At 65.4% G+C, this 16,712-nt stretch carries 14 protein-coding genes; 5 read left to right on the forward strand and 9 right to left on the reverse strand.

What is annotated here, in order from left to right; genetic code table 11:
- Positions 1-79 precede the first annotated feature (79 nt).
- Both ACRVY7_RS05410 and ACRVY7_RS05415 read left to right on the forward strand, forming a co-directional pair.
- Positions 80-982, forward strand: coding sequence for a LysR family transcriptional regulator (locus ACRVY7_RS05410; RefSeq protein ID WP_431816267.1), 903 nt, complete (start codon positions 80-82; stop codon positions 980-982).
- Positions 983-1,099: 117 nt separating this feature from the next.
- Complete coding sequence (locus tag ACRVY7_RS05415; protein ID WP_431816268.1) at positions 1,100-2,512, forward strand: fatty acid desaturase; 1,413 nt, start codon at positions 1,100-1,102, stop codon at positions 2,510-2,512.
- A 16-nt stretch (positions 2,513-2,528) separates the two neighbouring features.
- Here the strand turns inward: ACRVY7_RS05415 and ACRVY7_RS05420 are convergent, their stop codons facing one another.
- Complete coding sequence (locus ACRVY7_RS05420) at positions 2,529-3,725, reverse strand: PucR family transcriptional regulator (RefSeq protein ID WP_431816269.1); 1,197 nt, start codon at positions 3,723-3,725, stop codon at positions 2,529-2,531.
- Positions 3,726-3,864: 139 nt separating this feature from the next.
- Between ACRVY7_RS05420 and ACRVY7_RS05425 the strand changes: the two genes are divergently transcribed.
- On the forward strand, positions 3,865-4,059 hold the full coding sequence (locus tag ACRVY7_RS05425; RefSeq protein ID WP_049700598.1) for a ferredoxin: 195 nt from the start codon (positions 3,865-3,867) through the stop codon (positions 4,057-4,059).
- Positions 4,060-4,082: 23 nt separating this feature from the next.
- Positions 4,083-5,249, forward strand: a complete 1,167-nt coding sequence (locus tag ACRVY7_RS05430; RefSeq protein WP_431816270.1) for an NAD(P)/FAD-dependent oxidoreductase — start codon at positions 4,083-4,085, stop codon at positions 5,247-5,249.
- A gap of 71 nt (positions 5,250-5,320) precedes the next feature.
- On the opposite strand, the gene ACRVY7_RS05435 is transcribed toward ACRVY7_RS05430, so the two are convergent.
- From ACRVY7_RS05435 to ACRVY7_RS05455, 5 genes are all read right to left on the reverse strand, one after another.
- The gene (locus ACRVY7_RS05435) at positions 5,321-6,403 is read right to left on the reverse strand and encodes an ABC transporter substrate-binding protein (RefSeq protein ID WP_431816271.1); all 1,083 of its coding nucleotides are present in this window, start codon (positions 6,401-6,403) and stop codon (positions 5,321-5,323) included.
- Between the two features lie 67 nt (positions 6,404-6,470).
- Complete coding sequence (locus tag ACRVY7_RS05440) at positions 6,471-7,364, reverse strand: ABC transporter permease (RefSeq protein ID WP_197494536.1); 894 nt, start codon at positions 7,362-7,364, stop codon at positions 6,471-6,473.
- Positions 7,361-8,170 carry an ABC transporter permease gene (locus ACRVY7_RS05445; protein WP_049700595.1) on the reverse strand — a complete coding sequence of 270 codons (810 nt, stop codon included), beginning with the start codon at positions 8,168-8,170 and terminating at the stop codon, positions 7,361-7,363. Before ACRVY7_RS05445 ends, ACRVY7_RS05440 begins: the two co-directional genes overlap by 4 nt.
- Positions 8,163-9,083, reverse strand: a complete 921-nt coding sequence (locus tag ACRVY7_RS05450; protein WP_431816272.1) for an ABC transporter ATP-binding protein — start codon at positions 9,081-9,083, stop codon at positions 8,163-8,165. The genes ACRVY7_RS05445 and ACRVY7_RS05450 overlap by 8 nt, the downstream gene beginning before the upstream one ends.
- A gap of 88 nt (positions 9,084-9,171) precedes the next feature.
- Positions 9,172-10,527: a DNA polymerase III subunit delta' gene (locus tag ACRVY7_RS05455; protein ID WP_431816273.1), complete on the reverse strand. Its 1,356-nt coding sequence runs from the start codon at positions 10,525-10,527 to the stop codon at positions 9,172-9,174.
- 84 nt (positions 10,528-10,611) lie between these two features.
- Here ACRVY7_RS05455 and ACRVY7_RS05460 point away from each other — a divergent pair, with 84 nt between their 5' ends.
- On the forward strand, positions 10,612-12,156 hold the full coding sequence (locus tag ACRVY7_RS05460) for an adenylate/guanylate cyclase domain-containing protein (protein WP_431816274.1): 1,545 nt from the start codon (positions 10,612-10,614) through the stop codon (positions 12,154-12,156).
- A 169-nt stretch (positions 12,157-12,325) separates the two neighbouring features.
- On the opposite strand, the gene topA is transcribed toward ACRVY7_RS05460, so the two are convergent.
- From topA to ACRVY7_RS05475, 3 genes are all read right to left on the reverse strand, one after another.
- A complete protein-coding gene (gene topA / locus ACRVY7_RS05465) occupies positions 12,326-15,388 on the reverse strand; it encodes a type I DNA topoisomerase (RefSeq protein ID WP_431816275.1) in 3,063 nt (1,020 codons plus the stop codon).
- Between the two features lie 212 nt (positions 15,389-15,600).
- Positions 15,601-16,203: a hypothetical protein gene (locus ACRVY7_RS05470; protein ID WP_431816276.1), complete on the reverse strand. Its 603-nt coding sequence runs from the start codon at positions 16,201-16,203 to the stop codon at positions 15,601-15,603.
- Between the two features lie 185 nt (positions 16,204-16,388).
- On the reverse strand, positions 16,389-16,592 hold the full coding sequence (locus tag ACRVY7_RS05475; protein WP_005171662.1) for a cold-shock protein: 204 nt from the start codon (positions 16,590-16,592) through the stop codon (positions 16,389-16,391).
- Between the last annotated feature and the right edge of the window lie 120 nt (positions 16,593-16,712).

Consider the following 16,712-nt stretch of genomic DNA (forward strand, 5'->3'; position numbering starts at 1 on the left):
TGCAGGCCGCGCAGTGACCACCCTACAAGCCCACAGATCATGCTTGTGACCAGACGAGGCGTTGCCTAACGTCATCGCCATGCCCGCACGCCGACTTCCCGACATCACAGCGCTGGAGGTCGTCGTCGCGGTCGGCAGGCTCGGCAGCATGGGCGCCGCCGCCCGCGACCTTGGACTCAGCCAGCAGGCCGTCAGCTCGCGCGTGCGCGGCGTCGAGCACGAACTCGGCGTCGAGATCTTCGTACGCTCCCCCGCGGGCGTCGAACCGACCGAGAACGGTCGCCTGGTCCTCGAGTGGGCCAACGCGCTCGTCGAGCGGGCAGCCGAGTTCGTCGCAGGCGTCGACACCCTGATCGGCAACAGGCATGCGACGCTCGTCGTCGCAGCGTCGATGACCGTCGCCGAGTACCTGGTACCGAGCTGGCTCACCACGCTCACCTCACGCACCGGAGCACGAATCTCGGTGCGCCCCATGAATTCCGCCGAGGTCATCGACACGGTGCGGTCCGGCGACGCCGACCTCGGATTCGTCGAAAGTCCCGGCGAGACAGCCGACCTCGACGCCGCGCTCGTCGCCACCGACGAGTTGTACGTGGTCGCCGCTCCCGGCCATCGGTGGTCACGCACGGGCATGGTGTCGGCCGACGAACTGGCGTCGACGCCGCTGATCCAGCGCGAACCCGGCTCCGGAACACGGATCACCTACGAAAAGGCGCTGTCGGAACTCGGACTCGTCGCCGCCGACCCACTCATCGAACTGCGGTCGGTCACCGCGATCCGGTCATCGGTGTTGACGTCGAACGGGGTGACGGTGTTGTCGCGACTGTCGATCGCCGACGACATCGCGGCCGGACGCCTCGTGCGCATCAATGTCGACGGGTTGTCGATGGTGCGTCCACTCCGTGCCGTGTGGACCTCGCACATCACGGTGCGCGGACCTGCTCGAGAGCTTCTCGACGTCGCGCTGGCGTCCACGACTTGATTGTGTGATCACACAGTCCGACTCCGCACATTGGGTGAATAGCACGGTGATTGTGATCCAGAACGCGTGGATTCTGACAACAGTTCAGAAATACAGCCCGTGTTCAGGAGGTACATCATGGCACTCGAGGCCACCGGCACCGTTGCCGAAGGAAGCACCGCAAGGTGGCGTGATCGCAAGCGCTATCTGTGGCTGATCGGTCTGATCGTCCCGTCGTTCGCATTCATCGCCATCGGTGGTTATGAACTCACCGGGTGGGGTGTCTTCCTGTGGGTCGGTCCGATCATCGTGCTCGGCGCGGTCCCGCTGATCGACTTCGTCGCCGGTTTCGACCCGACCAACCCGCCCGACGACGTGATCGAGGAACTCGAGAACGACAAGTACTACCGCTACATCACCTTCGCCTTTCTGCCGATCCAGTACGCGGGCTTCATCCTCTCGATGTATCTCATCGCCACCGCGGACTGGCCGATCATCAACCGCATCGGGCTCGCCGTGACACTCGGTTTCATCGGCGGCATCGGGATCAACACCGCGCATGAGCTCGGGCACAAGAAGGAGAGCCACGAGCGCTGGCTGTCGAAGATCGCACTGGCACAGAGCTTTTACGGCCACTTCTATATCGAGCACAACCGCGGACATCACGTGCGGGTCGCCACTCCGGAAGACCCTGCGTCGTCGCGACTCGGTGAGAGCTTCTACCGGTTCTGGTTCCGCACCGTGTCGGGCTCGCTCCGCAGCGCATGGCAGGTCGAGGCAAAACGATACCGCCGCAAGGACACTCACCCGTTCCACATCGGCAACGACGTACTCAACGCCTGGCTGATGACCGTCGTGCTGTGGGCCGCGCTGATCATCTGGCTCGGCGTCGGGATTCTGCCCTACCTCGTGCTGCAGGCGGTCGTCGGCTTCTCGCTACTCGAGATCGTCAACTACCTCGAGCACTACGGCATGCTGCGGCAGCAGACCAAAGCCGGACGCTACGAGCGCGTGCTTCCCATGCATTCGTGGAACTCCAACAACATCGCGACCAACGTACTGCTGTACCACCTGCAGCGACACAGCGATCACCACGCGAACCCCACTCGCCGCTACCAGACACTGCGCGACTATCGCGAATCACCCGCACTGCCAACCGGTTACGCCGGAATGATCGTCCTCGCGCTTTTCCCGCCGCTGTGGCGCCGGGTCATGGACCACCGCGTCGTCGAACACTTCGACGGCGACGTCCGACTCGCCAACGTCGCTCCCGGAAAGCTCGACCGTCTCACCCGCAGGTTCCCCATCCCCAGCGAGACGACGCTCGACGAGTCGCTTCTCGACGACGCGACGCCCGGCGCGATCAACGACGACATCGCCGCGGCCCGCTGCCCCGGTTGCGGTTACACCTACGAGGTCGCGGTGGGCAACGAACTCGAGGGATTCGCCGCGGGTACCGCGTGGAAGGAGATCCCCGACGATTGGACCTGCCCGGACTGCGGTGTGCGCGAGAAAGTCGACTTCATCCCCCTGAAGGAGACCAGCGCGTAGTCACCCGCGACCCGCCTCAGCCGAGGAAGGCGTCGAAGTAGTCCAGCGCCAACACCAGATCGCCTGCTCGCTCCCGAATGGGATGTCCGAGCAGGCGTTCTGCTTGCTGTATCCGGTAGCGCACCGTGTTCTTGTGTATACCAAGCGATGTCGCGACCTGGTCTGCACTGTCGGCGGTGGTCAACACGTAGCGGACGGTGCCGCGCAGTTCGTCGAGTTCCGGTGCGGCGAGTCCACGCAGCACCGCACGCGCGAAACGCCCTGCGGCGTCGGGATCTCCGGTCAGGAGAGTCAGCGCGGCGACGTCCTCATACACGGTCAGCGCGATATGTCGACGCGGCGACAGCGCGACACGTTGCGCCGCACGAGCATCGCGATGCGAACGGACGAATCCCTCGATACCCTCGGCCGCCTCTCCGATCGCGAACCGGATCTGCGCGGGATCGACGCCGCGCGAATCCCACTGTGCCGCAGTACTCGGCGCTGTACTCAGCGCCAGCCATCCCCACAGTTCGCGGCCTCCCGGTCGGACGACGGCCAGCCGTGCCCCGGGAATCGACGACGCGAGGCGGACGAGCGCTGGTTCGAGCCGCTCGATGGAGTCGGCGTCCATCGCGTGCGCGATGACTGCGACCTGTGTGACGCCGGCGATCGGATGGCCGCCCAGTTCTGCCGAGAGTTCCGTCGAGCCAACGCTTTTCCCATCGAGGACATCGACGACCAACTCGTAGCGTCGCGCATCTCCGCGTCGTCGAATCCGCTCCACTTCGTCCTGATACAACGCGACGGAGAGTTCGACCGAGGTGGCGAACCAGCGGTTGGCCTTGGTCCAAAACCACACCAGGAGCGACTCGTGATCGAGATCTTGTGGCGCATGCCCGACTACGTCGACGGCGAAATCCCACGACGCCTCCTGCGCGCTCTGGTAGACCTTCAACAGCACCGGCAGTCCCAGATGGTGCCGCGCGATCTGTATCGACAGATCCCCCGCTGCCGGCACGAGTTCGGTGGCCCCGTCCGCGTCGACGGTCACGCCACCGAGGAACGCAAGCCAGTGCTCCTCGACCGCGGCAACCAGCACCGGACGAATGTCGGCGGGCAGATCGACACCGGCGATGATCGCATCGACGGTGGTCGACACCCAGTCCTCGAGCGCAGTCGGGCTCTGCTGGTCGGCGACGAACATCTCCAGCCAGTCGGCGATCTCGGTCATCACCCCAAACTGCCAGAGACTGTGTGATTGCACAGTCGATAGCGTCAGATTGGGTGCGAGGACCAATGTTTGTGACGCATCTCCCGGTCAAGATGACAACAGATAGTCGTTCATCAGCCCGCTATCGAAGGAGAGAATCATGAGTCACATCCAGGTCGACCGCCCCACCTGCGAGGGCATCGGCATGTGCGAAACACAGGCCAACGAGTACTTCCAGATCGGCGACGACGGCATCGTCGAGGTAGCAACCTCCGACGTCCCCGACAGCGACAAGACCTACGTGCGCGCAGCCGTCGACTCCTGCCCGGTATCCGCCCTACGCATGCTCGACTGAGGTCCGCCGTGTCCGCACCACTCATGTCATCTGACACTCTTCCGCTCGTCATCGTCGGCGCGTCCTTGTCGGGGGTACGCGCCGCCGAGGGCGCCCGCGCCGAAGGGTGGACCGGCGCCATCGTCATGATCGGCGACGAGCCGCATCTCCCCTACGACCGCCCGCCGCTGTCCAAAGCATTGCTCGACGCCGACAAGCAACCCGAACTGCCCACCCTGCGACGGGCAGAGAGTTGGGAAGCACTCGACATCGACCTGCGAATGTCCACCACGGCAACGGGAATCGACGTCACGCGCCGGAGACTGCTCACCGACGCGGGCCCGATCGACTACCACGCGCTCGTACTCGCTACCGGGCATCGCGCCCGCACGATCGGCGCGCTCGACGGATTCGACAACGTCCACACGCTCCGTCACTTCGACGACGCGGTCACAATCCGCGAAACATTCCGCGACGCAACACGTCTGGCTGTGTTCGGTACCGGCTTCATCGGCTCGGAGATCGCGTCGGCCGCTGCCGCGCGAGGTATCGACGTCACCCTGATCGGCACGTCGCTTTTCCCGCTCGCCCGCAGCGTCGGCCCGCTCGCCGGACGCATGCTCGCAACACTGCACGAGGACGCCGGCGTGACACTCGTGTCCGACTCCGGCCTGGCAGGTATCTCGTCGCACGACAACAGGATCGACTCGATCCGCACATCGTGCGGACGCGACGTCCCGGTCGACGCCGTCGTCGTCGGCATAGGCTCGACGCCCGCCACCGACTGGCTCGCGGCGAGCAGCGTCGAACTCGATCCCACGTCGGGTGCGGTGATCTGCGATTCGACGATGGCGACCAGCGCGCCGGCGGTGTGGGCAGCGGGCGATGTCGCTTCGGTCGACGGCGCCCCCGGCGGGCACTGGACCTCTGCCACCGCGCAGGGATTCGTCGCGGGCGCGAATGCGGTTGGCGCGCAACAGACATATGCAGGGGTACCGTTCGCCTGGTCGTCGTGGCACGGTCACCGCATCCAGATCGTCGGCGCCACCGAGGTCGACCCGTCGGGCACGGTCACCGAGAGCCTGGACGACGGCGTCGTGCTCTACTCCGACGGCGACCGCGTGGTCGGAGCAGTGGCCGTCGATGCCCCCGGGCGGATCGCCAAGCTGCGTCGAGCACTGTCCGCGGAGGTCACCGCTGCGCGATCCTGACAGTCCTCGTACCCACAGGGGCGGCGAACGCGTCACGCGCTCGCCGCCCCGCAGGTGTGTCGTGAAGGAGATCAGGCCTTGATCAGATCCGGGTTCTCCTTGAAAACCTCGTTGATCAGCGACATGTCGAAGATTTGCTCGGGCTTGAGGGTGTAGCCCGCCTTGCCGAGTGCCTCGATGTTCTGTGCGATCAGGGCGTCGGTCATGGTCAGCAGACCGTTCTTCTTCGTGTCCTCCGACACGACGAGCGTGTTCTGGGCCGTCGCTTCCTTGGTCTGCTCATCGAGGTTGAGCTTGAGATCCTTGCCGTACTTCTCGACGGCGAGCTTCGCCGAACCCGCGGGATCGGCGACGGCGTCGTTCCAGCCCTGCACCTCGGCCTTGAGGAACGCCTTGAGTTTGTCGCGCTCGTTGTCGATGGTCTCCTGCTTCACCACGAGTGTCTCGGCGACCAGCGGGAGTCCGAAGTCGGCGAAGAGGAAGTTGGTGTTGGCAAAACCGCTCTCGGCCAACGTGATCGGCTCGTTGGTCACGTAGGCGACCCAGCCGTCGACCTCGCCCTTGGTGAGTGGCGTCGGGTCGTATTGCACCGAGATCTTCTGGACGTCGGACTCTTTCATCCCGTTGGCGGTGAGCAGTGCCTTGAACACATTCTCGTTGGATGCCTGCACGCCGATCTTCTTGCCCGCCATGTCCTGTGGTGTCTTGATCGGCTTCTCGGCCGACGACACGATGCAGAACGGATTCTTCTGGTAGGTGGCCGCGACGGTCATCAGTTTGGCGCCCTGCAGGATCACCGGCGCGGTGAGCTGCGGTGCGGTGGTACCGATCCACACCTTGTTCGACGTCAGTCCGGTCTCGACACCGGTACCGGCGCCGCCACCGGTGATCAGCTCGGGCGTTCCGAGACCGCCCGCCTTGTAGTAGCCCTTCTCCAAAGCCCAGTACTCCCCGGCGAACTCGATGTTCTTCTGCCACGAGAGCTGCACCTTGGGATTGTCCGACGACGCCCCGCCGGACGAACTGCTGCCACTGCTACAGGCCGCGAGCGCCCCGGACACGCCCAGTGCACCCGCGGCACCGCCCGCAAGGAGCGAGTACCGAAGAAATGCGCGACGATCGAGTCCGCCGCCGTTACGCACGGAATTACTCATTGGGTGTTCTTCCTTTCAGGTGGATCGGGCGAGGATCACCCGACCGGGCTGGCCACGATCAGCAGCCTCAGTTCTGCTGCATACCCATCTGGGCCAGGACAATTGATTCGACGACGCCGACGATCGCGTAGAGGATGATCGACGCAACGGTGATGACGAGTACCGACGCCCACAGCTCGTTGTATGCCGCCGCGGGCAGCGCCTGCTGCAACGTTGCACCGAGTCCCTTGTTGGTGCCGAGCCATTCGGCGACGGTCGCGCCGACGAGCGCACCGGGAACCGAGATCTTGGCGGCACTGAACAACGAGGGCACCGCCGAGGGAATCGCGGAGCGTCGCAACGCAGTCCATCGATTGCCGCCGTACACGGCGATCACGTCGTTGATCTGTGTGGGCGCGTTCGCCAGGCCGGTCATGATCATGACGAGCGCGGGAAAGAACACCACGATGCCACCCATCACGGCGACCACCCCGATTCCGCGCCCGACGACGAGGGTGATCAGCGGTGTCATCGCGACCAACGGCACCGAGCGCAGCAGCATCGCTATCGGCATGAATGTCTGTGCGGCAGGGCGTGATACGACGAACAGTGCCGCCACGAGCAGCGCCGCGGTCATTCCCACGACGAAGCCGATCGCGGCGTCGGTCAGGGTGATGGCGAGATTGTCGAAGATCTCCGACCTCGCGTCCGCAGCGCCGGGCTCGGTGAACAGGTATTGGAACACCTGCACAGGGGTGCGTCCGATGATGGGTCCGATGTCGGGGAAGGCGAGCAGGAACAGCCACCAGATCACCAGGATCAACACAAAGGAGGTGACGAGTGATCCGAGGAACTTGGTGATCTGCCAGAGCAGCGCTCCGATGTTCGGACCTGTAGCAACGCTTTCTGGCTGTCCGTTCGATGGTGTCGGTGTACCGGCGACCACCACGTCGGTCGTCGAATCGGTTGTGGGAGCGCTCATCCGAACACCTCCTTGCCCGCGGCCCATCGCGTTGCGAACCGGGCGACGACGGCGACGATCGCGTAGCCGACGCCCGCGACGGCACCACAGATCAGCGCGATCGCCCACACCTGCGGGATGTCGCCGCGCTGCTGCGCGACGATCATCGCCGGGCCTGCGCCTTTGTCCGGCATCGCGAGGAACTCTCCGAGGACGGCCCCGAGAACCGCGGCCGGTGCAGCTATCTTGATCGCGGCCAACGTGTTCGGAAGTGCAGCCTCGATCCGCACGCGCCGCAACTGCGACCAACGGCCACCGCCGTACACGCGGATCAGGTCGAGGCTTGCTTTGTTCGGAGACCGCAAACCACTGAGCGTTCCGATCATGGTCGTGAAGAACACCGAGATGGCCGCGAGGAAGATGATCATCGTCTGCACCTGCGCGAAGGCCACCTGGATGATCGGCGCGACGGCGATGATGGGTGTGCAGTAGGAGATGATCGCGAGTTGAGTCGCCAAGCCCTCGATCGGGGGGATCACGATCACCAGCAAGGCAAGCAGGATCGCGAGCAGATTGCCCCAAAAGAAGCCGCGGAGCGCCAATCCGATTGTGGACGAGAAGTTTTCGGCGTAATAGCTCCACCCGGTGTCGGCGATGGTCTGCACGACGGCCCAGGGAGTGGGAATCGTCCCGTGAAACCACTCCAACGCTCCGGCCATCGACCAGAGCACCAGCACGGCGACGATGCCGATGAGTCCCGCGGCCCACCGGTCGGCGCCTGCAACCGTGCGCGCCGACGACGTCCGTTCCACCACGGCGCTAGCCACTCGTGGCCTCGGAGATCGCGTCGGCGTCCGCGGTGTCGGGGACATCCCTGTCGGGCTCGGACGCGGCGGGTTGGGACTTCACAGGACCGCCCGATGTCGTACCGCCGAACAGCAAGCCGGACAAATGGTCATGCAGCGCATGGAATTCCGGCGTGCGCATCATCTCGGGAACGCGCGGCCGGGGAAGGTCGATGGGCACCACTTCCACGACGCGACCGGGGCGCGGACTCATCACAGCGACGACGTCGGAGAGAAAGACCGCCTCGGCGATCCCATGGGTCACCATGAGTGTGGTGGCGGGCTTCTCGGTCCAGATACGGAGCAATTCGATGTTGAGACGCTGACGGGTCATGTCGTCGAGGGCGCCGAACGGCTCGTCGAGCAGCAGCGCGGTAGGGCGCACGACGAGCGCCCGCGCGATGGAAACACGTTGTCGCATACCGCCGGACAGCATTGCCGGCTTGGCTTTCTCGAATCCGGTGAGGCCGACGAGTTCGATCAGATCCGACACCAACGCGTCGTCGGAGGGCATGTGTCCGACCTGGAGCGGCAACCTGATGTTGGATTCGACGGTCCGCCACGGCAACAGGGCAGAATCCTGAAAGGCGATGCCCAGCGAGTGATCTCGTTGCAGTTCGGTCGGCGACTGGCCGTTCATCAACGCGGTACCCGACGTCGGTTCCTCGAGTCCCGCGAGGATGCGCAGCACCGTCGACTTGCCGCATCCGGACGGACCGAGCAACGACAGGAACGAACCCTCCGAGGTCTTCAACGACACGTCGGAGAGCGCGGTGACCGTGTTGGTCCCACGCACCGATCGGCTGGTGAAGGTCTTGGTCAATCCGGAGATGTCGATGCCGGTCCCCGGCGGCCGCTCTGACGCGCGTGACGTCGCCCCCTGTGCAGATGTCATGAGTTGCCACGCTAGAAGCGTTGTGTTTCACCGTGATTACCCGGCGGTTACTCCGGGCGCCGAGCGCGACAAGTGGCCACCCCGGAGGTCAGCTCGGGCGCATGACCTGTCCGATGGTGGCAACCATCGCGTCGACAGCGAATTTCGGCTTCACGTTCTGGTCAAGGACTTCACGACATTCCAGCACGGCTTCGACACAGCGGAGCAATTGCTCCGGAGAGGCATACGCGGCCATCGGAACAGCGATGTCGGCAGCCTTGTCCGGGTGCATCGCAGTGACCTGTGCACCCATCGAGACGACGAGGGCGTCGCGGTAGAGAGCCGCGAGGTCGACGAGTGCACGGTCGAGGGTGTCGCGTCCGACGCGGGTGGCGCGCGACTTCTGGCGCTTCTCAAGCTCTTTGAGTGCGCCCGCCGTTCCGCGGGGCGGTCGGGCGGTGCCTTTACCCGTGCCGCCGGCGCCAAGCGCGGTCTTCATCTCCTCGGTCTCGGCTTCGTCTCGTTCGGCACTGATCGCCTTCGCGGCAGCGTCGGCCGACTTCACCAATTCCTCCGCGGCCGCGTAGGCCGTCGAATCGCGGGTGGCCGCGCGTGCGAGTGCCAATGCTTTGTCGCGTTGCTCGCGAGCCTCGGGGTCGGTGGCAAGGCGTCGGGCACGTCCGATGTGGCCGCCGCAGACCGACGCCGCCCACCGCGCGGCCTCGGCGTCGAGTCCGTCGCGGTCGATGAGGACGCGTTCGATGTCGGCGACGGTCGGAGTTGCCAGCGGGACATGCCTGCATCGCGAACGAAGTGTGACGGAGATGTCCTCCGGGTCGACGGACGGCGCGCACAGCAGAAAGACCGTGCGCGACGGCGGCTCCTCGACGACCTTCAGCAGTGCGTTGGCCGCCTGCTCGGTCAGCCGATCGGCGTCCTCGACGACGACGATCTGCCAGCGACCGGTACCAGGCCGACGCGCGGCGGCTTGCACGATCTCGCGCATCGAGTCGACGGACAGGCTCAGTCCCTGCGGCACGATGTGCCGGACGTCGGCATGCGTCTGGGCCATGACCGTCACGCATGCGCGACACTCACCACATCCGACGACATCGGGATGTTGGCACTGCAGAGCGGCCGCAAAGCACGTCGCTGCGACCGATCGACCACTCCCGGGCGGACCGGTGAACAGCCAGGCATGCGTCATCGACGCACGCGGCACGACGAGGGACGCCGGAGTGGGGCCGTCGAAGGTCGGGTCGTCGAAGTCTGGCTCGTCGATGTCTGGGTCGTCGAAGTCGGCAGCGTCGAGGACCGATGCGTCGAGCTCTACGGCGTCGAAGTCAGCGGGGGTGGACGGGCCTGCGTCGAGGCGCGTGGCGAGGACCCTGGCCGCCGTTGCGGCGTCGGTCAGCTCCTGCGCCACAGCCCGCTGCCCGGTGAGCCGGTCGAAGACATTTGTCACATCACCAGCGTAATCCGCAGTTCGGACACCCCGGCTTGTGGATGAACGTTTAACAATTGCAAGCAGCCAGATACCGTAAAGGTCGTGGTTGAACGTCGATCCAGGCTGTCTTACGGCTTGCACCTGGCCAAATGGCTTGCGCGCACGCCGTGGCCGATCCTCGCTCTCGACCTGTTGCGCGCAAATCTCGTTGGCGCGCTGTTCACCTTCGCGTTTCTTCGCTTCGGTATGCCGTCGCAGGATTCGTTCCAGTTCAACGACATCACCGCACTCAATCAGGGCATCTTCCTCGCCTATCTTCTCCTGGCGATGATCGTGGGCGGCGCGCTGAGTATCAAACTGTCGTTGCCGGTACTCGTGTGGCACCGACGTCGAACGCGACTCGACAACGACATGGCCCGCAAGCGGGCGCTGCGTCTGCCGGTGACGTTGTCGCTGGTCAACCTGGGTCTGTGGGTCATCGGCGGTGTGCTGTTCACCGCAGTCAACCTGACCGTCTCACACAAGGATGCGTTCATCGTTGCCGTCGCCAGCGCGATCGGCGCACTCGTGACCTGCGTGCTCAGCTTCCTCCAGTCCGAAAAGGTGCTGCGCCCCATCACCGTCGCAGCGATGGCCAACAACCCCGACGACGCGATCGCGCCGGGCGTGACCACACGCATCGCCGTCTTCTGGGTGATCAGCGTTGTCGCGCCGATGGTCGTGATCGTCGGCCTCATCTTGCTACAGCGCATTCACTTCATCGCGACCGACGCCACCGGGCTGCTGCGCCCCATTCTGTGGATGTGCCTGGCATCGCTGGCGTTCAGTCTGCTGGCCATCGTGCGCGTCGTACGCGCCATCAACGACCCCATCAAGCAACTCCGCGCTGCCCAGACACGAGTGAGCGAAGGCGACCTGACCACCGCCGTCAAGATCTACGACGGCTCCGACCTCGGGCTTCTGCAGGCAGGCTTCAACGACATGGTCGCCGACCTGCGCGAGCGGCAGCAGCTACGCAACCTGTTCGGCCGGTACGTCGGCGAGGATGTCGCGCGCAAGGCCATCGAGACCGGGACAGAACTCGGCGGCGAGGAACGCTACGTCGGGGTGTTGTTCGTCGACATCGTCGGCTCGACGCGGCTGGCCGTGAATCGGCCACCGCGAGAGGTCGTCGACCTGCTGAACGAGTTCTTCCGAGTCGTGGTGGCCGTCGTCGGACGTCACGGCGGATTCGTGAACAAATTCCAGGGCGACGCCGCGCTCGCGATCTTCGGCGCACCGCTGAACCTCGACGACTTCGCCGGTCAGGCACTCGCCGCGGCGCGGGAGATGCGCCAGGAGTTGTACGAGACACTCGGCGACACCGACATCGGTATCGGCGTCTCCGCAGGCAAGGCCATCGCCGGCCACATCGGCTCGGAGCAGCGGCTGGAGTACACGGTGATCGGCGACCCGGTCAACGAGGCCGCCCGCCTCACCGAACTGGCGAAGGACGAACCGACCCGCGTGCTCGGCTCGGCCCGCGCGGTGTTCCTCGCCTCCAGCGAGGAGGCGAAGAACTGGGACATCGGCGAAGGCGTCGAGCTGCGTGGCCGCGGCATCGAGACGCTGCTCGCCCGCCCGCACCTGTCGCCGTATCGGCGCTAGGTAGCATCCCGCTGATCGGGCCCCACCGCTGATCGAGCTCCCCACCCGCTGATCGAGCGCCAACCCGCTGATCGAGCTTGTCGAGATCAACGTGGTTTCGACACGGCAGCTCGCTACGCTCGCGGCCTGCTCAACCAGCGGGGTGCACCGCTGATCGAGCCTGTCGAGATCATTCCTCGGCCGGCGGGGTGCTCTTCTTCGCGGCAGTCTTCTTCGCGGTCGTCTTCTTCGCAGCCGTGGTCTTCTTGGCCGCGGTCTTCTTCGCGGCCGTCTTGGTTGCGGTCTTCTTCGCGGGCGTCTTCTTCGCGGTGGCCTTCTTCTTCGTGGCCTTCTTCGCCGGGCCGCGGGCGCGGCGGTCGGCGAGGAGTTCCATCGCCCGCTCGGGGGTGATGGTCGCGACGTCGTCGCCCTTGCGCAGGCTGGCGTTGGTCTCGCCGTCGGTGACGTACGGGCCGAATCGGCCGTCCTTGATCACCATCGGCTTGTCGCTGACCTCGTCGTTCTTCTCGAGATCGCGCAGCGGGGGTGCTGCGGCCTGCCGTCCCCGACGCTTGGGCTCGGAGTAGATCTTGAGCGCCTCGTCGAGCGTGATCCCGAAGATCTGGTCTTCGTTGGCCAGCGACCGCGAGTCGGTGCCCTTCTTCAGATACGGTCCGTAGCGGCCGTTCTGCGCGGTGATCTCGTCGCCGGATTCCGGGTCGGCGCCGACGACCCGCGGCAGCGAGAGCAGTTTGAGCGCGTCGTCGAGCGTGACCGTCGAGATGTCCATCGACTTGAACAGCGAACCCGTCCGCGGCTTGGGTCCCGCCTTCTTCGCGGCCTTCTTGGCAGTCTTCTTCGCGACCGTCTTGGTGGCCGTGCCACCGCCCGCGGGCGCGTCGTCGAGCGGCACCACACCGCCTTCGCCACCATCACGAGGAGTAGGACCTGCAGGAATTGTGGACGGGGCGGCGCCGCCACCCGAACCGTCCTCGTCGTCGTCGGACGGCAGGATCTCGGTGACGTACGGCCCGAACCGCCCCTCCTTCGCGACGATCTCGTGCCCGCTGACCGGGTCGACGCCGAGCGAGCGACCCTCCTGCGGCGTCGAGAACAGCTTCTCCGCAACCTCGAGCGTCAGCTCGTCAGGGGTCATATCCGCGGGCAGGTTGGCGCGCTGGAGATCCGGTTCCGCGTCCGGCGACGTCGCCACGTTGCGTTCGAGGTACGGCCCGAACCTGCCGACTCGGACGTACACCGGGCGGCCCTGCTCGTCGTCGAACAGCTTGATCGAGTTGACCTCGCGGGCGTCGATCTCCTCGAGATTCACCCCGACGAGCTTCTTCAATCCACCGTGCTTGGCGATGTCGGAGCCTGCGATCTCGGGCACTTCGCCCTGATCACCGCTCGACGACTCGTCGGCCGCCTTGTCGCCGAAGTAGAACTCGGTCAGCCAGCGGGTGCGGTTCTCGTTGCCGTTGGCGATCTGGTCGAGATCGTCCTCGAGTGACGCCGTGAAGTCGTAGTCGACGAGGTTCTCGAAGTACGCCTCCATCAACCCGACGACAGCGAATGCGATCCACGACGGGACGAGCGCGCTGCCCTTCTTCACCACGTAGCCGCGGTCCTGGATGGTCCCGATGATCGACGCATAGGTCGACGGCCTGCCGATGCCCAACTCTTCGAGCACCTTGACCAGCGACGCCTCGGTGTAGCGCGCGGGCGGGTTGGTCGAGTGACCGTCGGCCTCGAGGTCGGTGGCGGTGAGGTGCTGCCCCTCGGTGAGCTGCGGCAACCGTGTCTCGGCGTTGTCGGCCTGGCCGCCTGCCTGCTCGTCGACGGTCTCGACGTACGCCGACAGGAAGCCCGGGAACGTGATGGTCCGACCCGACGCCGCAAACGTGCAACGCTCGCCGTTGCCGCCCTGCCCGCTCGCGGTTCCGGCGATGCGCAGGCTCAGCGTGGTGCCGCGCGCGTCGGCCATCTGCGACGCGACGGTCCGCTGCCAGATCAGCTCGTACAGCCGGAACTCGTCTGCTTCGAGCTGACCGGCAACCTGGCCGGGAGTCCGGAACGTCTCGCCCGACGGTCGGATCGCCTCGTGCGCCTCCTGAGCGTTCTTGACCTTGCGGGTGTACTGCCGCGGCGTGGCGTGCACGAAGTCGGCGCCGTACAGGTCGCGAGCCTGGGCTCGTGCGGCGTTGATCGCCGACTCGCTCAGCGTCGTCGAGTCGGTACGCATGTAGGTGATGTAGCCGTTTTCGTACAGGCGCTGCGCGATGCGCATCGTGCGATCGGAGGTGAAGCGCAGCTTGCGGCCCGCCTCCTGCTGCAGCGTCGAGGTCATAAACGGCGCATACGGCTTGCGCGTGTAGGGCTTTTCCTCGACCGAGGTGACCGTCATGTCGGCACCGTCGAGGGCTGTGGCCAGGGCCGTCGCCCGCTCCCGATCGAGTACGACGACGCCGTCGGCGCGCTTCAGGTTGCCGCGTGAGTCGAAATCGCGACCGGCGGCGACCCGCGCGTCGTCGACCGACACGAGCCGCGACGAGAAGGTGCGTGGGGTCGTCGACTCACCGGCGTCGAGCGTGGCGTCGACGTCCCAGTACTCGGCCGACACGAACGCCATGCGCTCGCGTTCACGTTCGACGATGATGCGCGTTGCCACCGACTGCACACGGCCCGCCGACAACTTCGGCATGACCTTCTTCCACAGCACGGGTGAGACCTCGTAGCCGTAGAGGCGGTCGAGGATGCGTCGGGTCTCCTGCGCATCGACGAGGTCGATGTCGAGGTCGCGCGGGTTCTCGGCCGCGGCGCGGATCGCAGGCTCGGTGATCTCGTGGAACACCATGCGCTTGACCGGGATCTTCGGCTTGAGCGTCTCCAGCAGGTGCCAGGCGATCGCCTCTCCCTCGCGGTCGCCGTCCGTCGCGAGATAGAGCTCGTCGACATCCTTCATCAACGACTTCAGTTCGGAGACCGTCGACTTCTTGTCTGCCGAGACCACGTACAGCGGCTCAAAGTTGTCGTCGACGTTGACACCGAGCCGCGCCCAGGGCTGACCCTTGTACTTCGCCGGAACGTCGGCGGCACCGCGTGGCAGGTCACGAATATGACCGCGCGAGGACTCCACGACGTAGTTGCCCCCCAGATACCCCGCGATCTTGCGCGCCTTGGTCGGCGACTCGACGATCACCAGTCGTCGGATCGCTTCTCCTTTTGCGGGTGCGGTGGTGCTGGTCTCGGCCAACGGGTGTCCTTCGGTTTGGACCCGCCCGCCGCGTGCCGGTTGGCCGGCGGGTGGGGTCTCGTCTCGTTTGAGGTTTGTACCTTATGTATAGCGCCATTTGCACATCGGAATTCACGATGGGCGGGTATCCACCACGCGATTCGACGACGCTGCCGACCATAACGCCAGGTCAACGCTGAATATGCCGAGCGCGAAACGATGTGTGTCGTTCGTCAGTCCCCGACGTCCGGCCAGTCCGCCTGCGCCCCCGCGATAAGAGGTGCCTCGCCGACGTACTCGCAGAGACGAGCGAGTCGACGACGACCCGAGATCCGTAGAGCGGGCGAATGGATTCGCGTGCCAACAAGGGTAGGTGCAATCCCGGTCCGCATCAGCGCAGTCGCGAGTTGCGCATGCGTATCCGGCGCATGTGGATCGAGTCCGAGCTGGTAGTGCCCGGCATCGGTCGAGCCCGCGGCGATCGTCCAGAGTCGCAGCGCACGCGGGCCGGGTACCCAGCCTGCGGGAACTGCCTTGACCGCGCCGCGCGACCAGGCTGCATGCAGAGTGTCGAGGAGCGGAGTGAGCGCGGTGCGTGCGAGCGGATTGCCCTCGTCGGACTCGGCGAGCTCGGTGTCGACACCGCAGGCCTTCATCTCCTCCACCACGGCCGACGCGCGCCATGGCGCCGAGAGCACGATCGATACGCGCGTACCACCCGCGCCCGACCCGCTACCTGCGACGCGCGACGACTGTCCGTGCGCTGCGAGAAGACCACCGAGGTCGTCGAGCGACGGCTCGTCGAGTTCGGCGGAGAAGAACGCCAATTGGCCCACGCACCAGACAATACTGGTGCCTTGCCTACTGGGGCGTCGAACACCGGGACGTCGAACGCGGGGACGTCGAACGCCGCGTCACCGATCGTCGTCGGAGACAAAGGAACGCTGACAGACGAACGCTCCCGCCCTCGAAAGAGGACGGGAGCGTTGCATCGATCAAGCTCGTCTGTTGAGCCGAAGTCTCAGACGGCGCGGACGCCCGTCGCCTGCGGACCCTTGGTGCCCTGTCCGACCTCGAACTCCACGCGCTGGTTCTCCTCGAGGGTACGGAAGCCGTTGCCCTGGATCTCCGAGTAGTGGACGAACACGTCGTCATTGCCCTCATCGGGAGCAATAAAGCCGAAGCCCTTCTCCGCGTTGAACCACTTCACAGTCCCCTGTGCCATTCCTGCAATCCTTTACATACATTCAAACTGTCCCGACACGCTGGTCACGTGTCGCGGCCGGTCGTACCGCCATACCTCGGAGAACGCCGATGGAAGAGTTCGTGGACGAACACCATTCGG

This window comes from Gordonia jacobaea, assembly GCF_965344965.1.
Taxonomy (GTDB): domain Bacteria; phylum Actinomycetota; class Actinomycetes; order Mycobacteriales; family Mycobacteriaceae; genus Gordonia; species Gordonia jacobaea.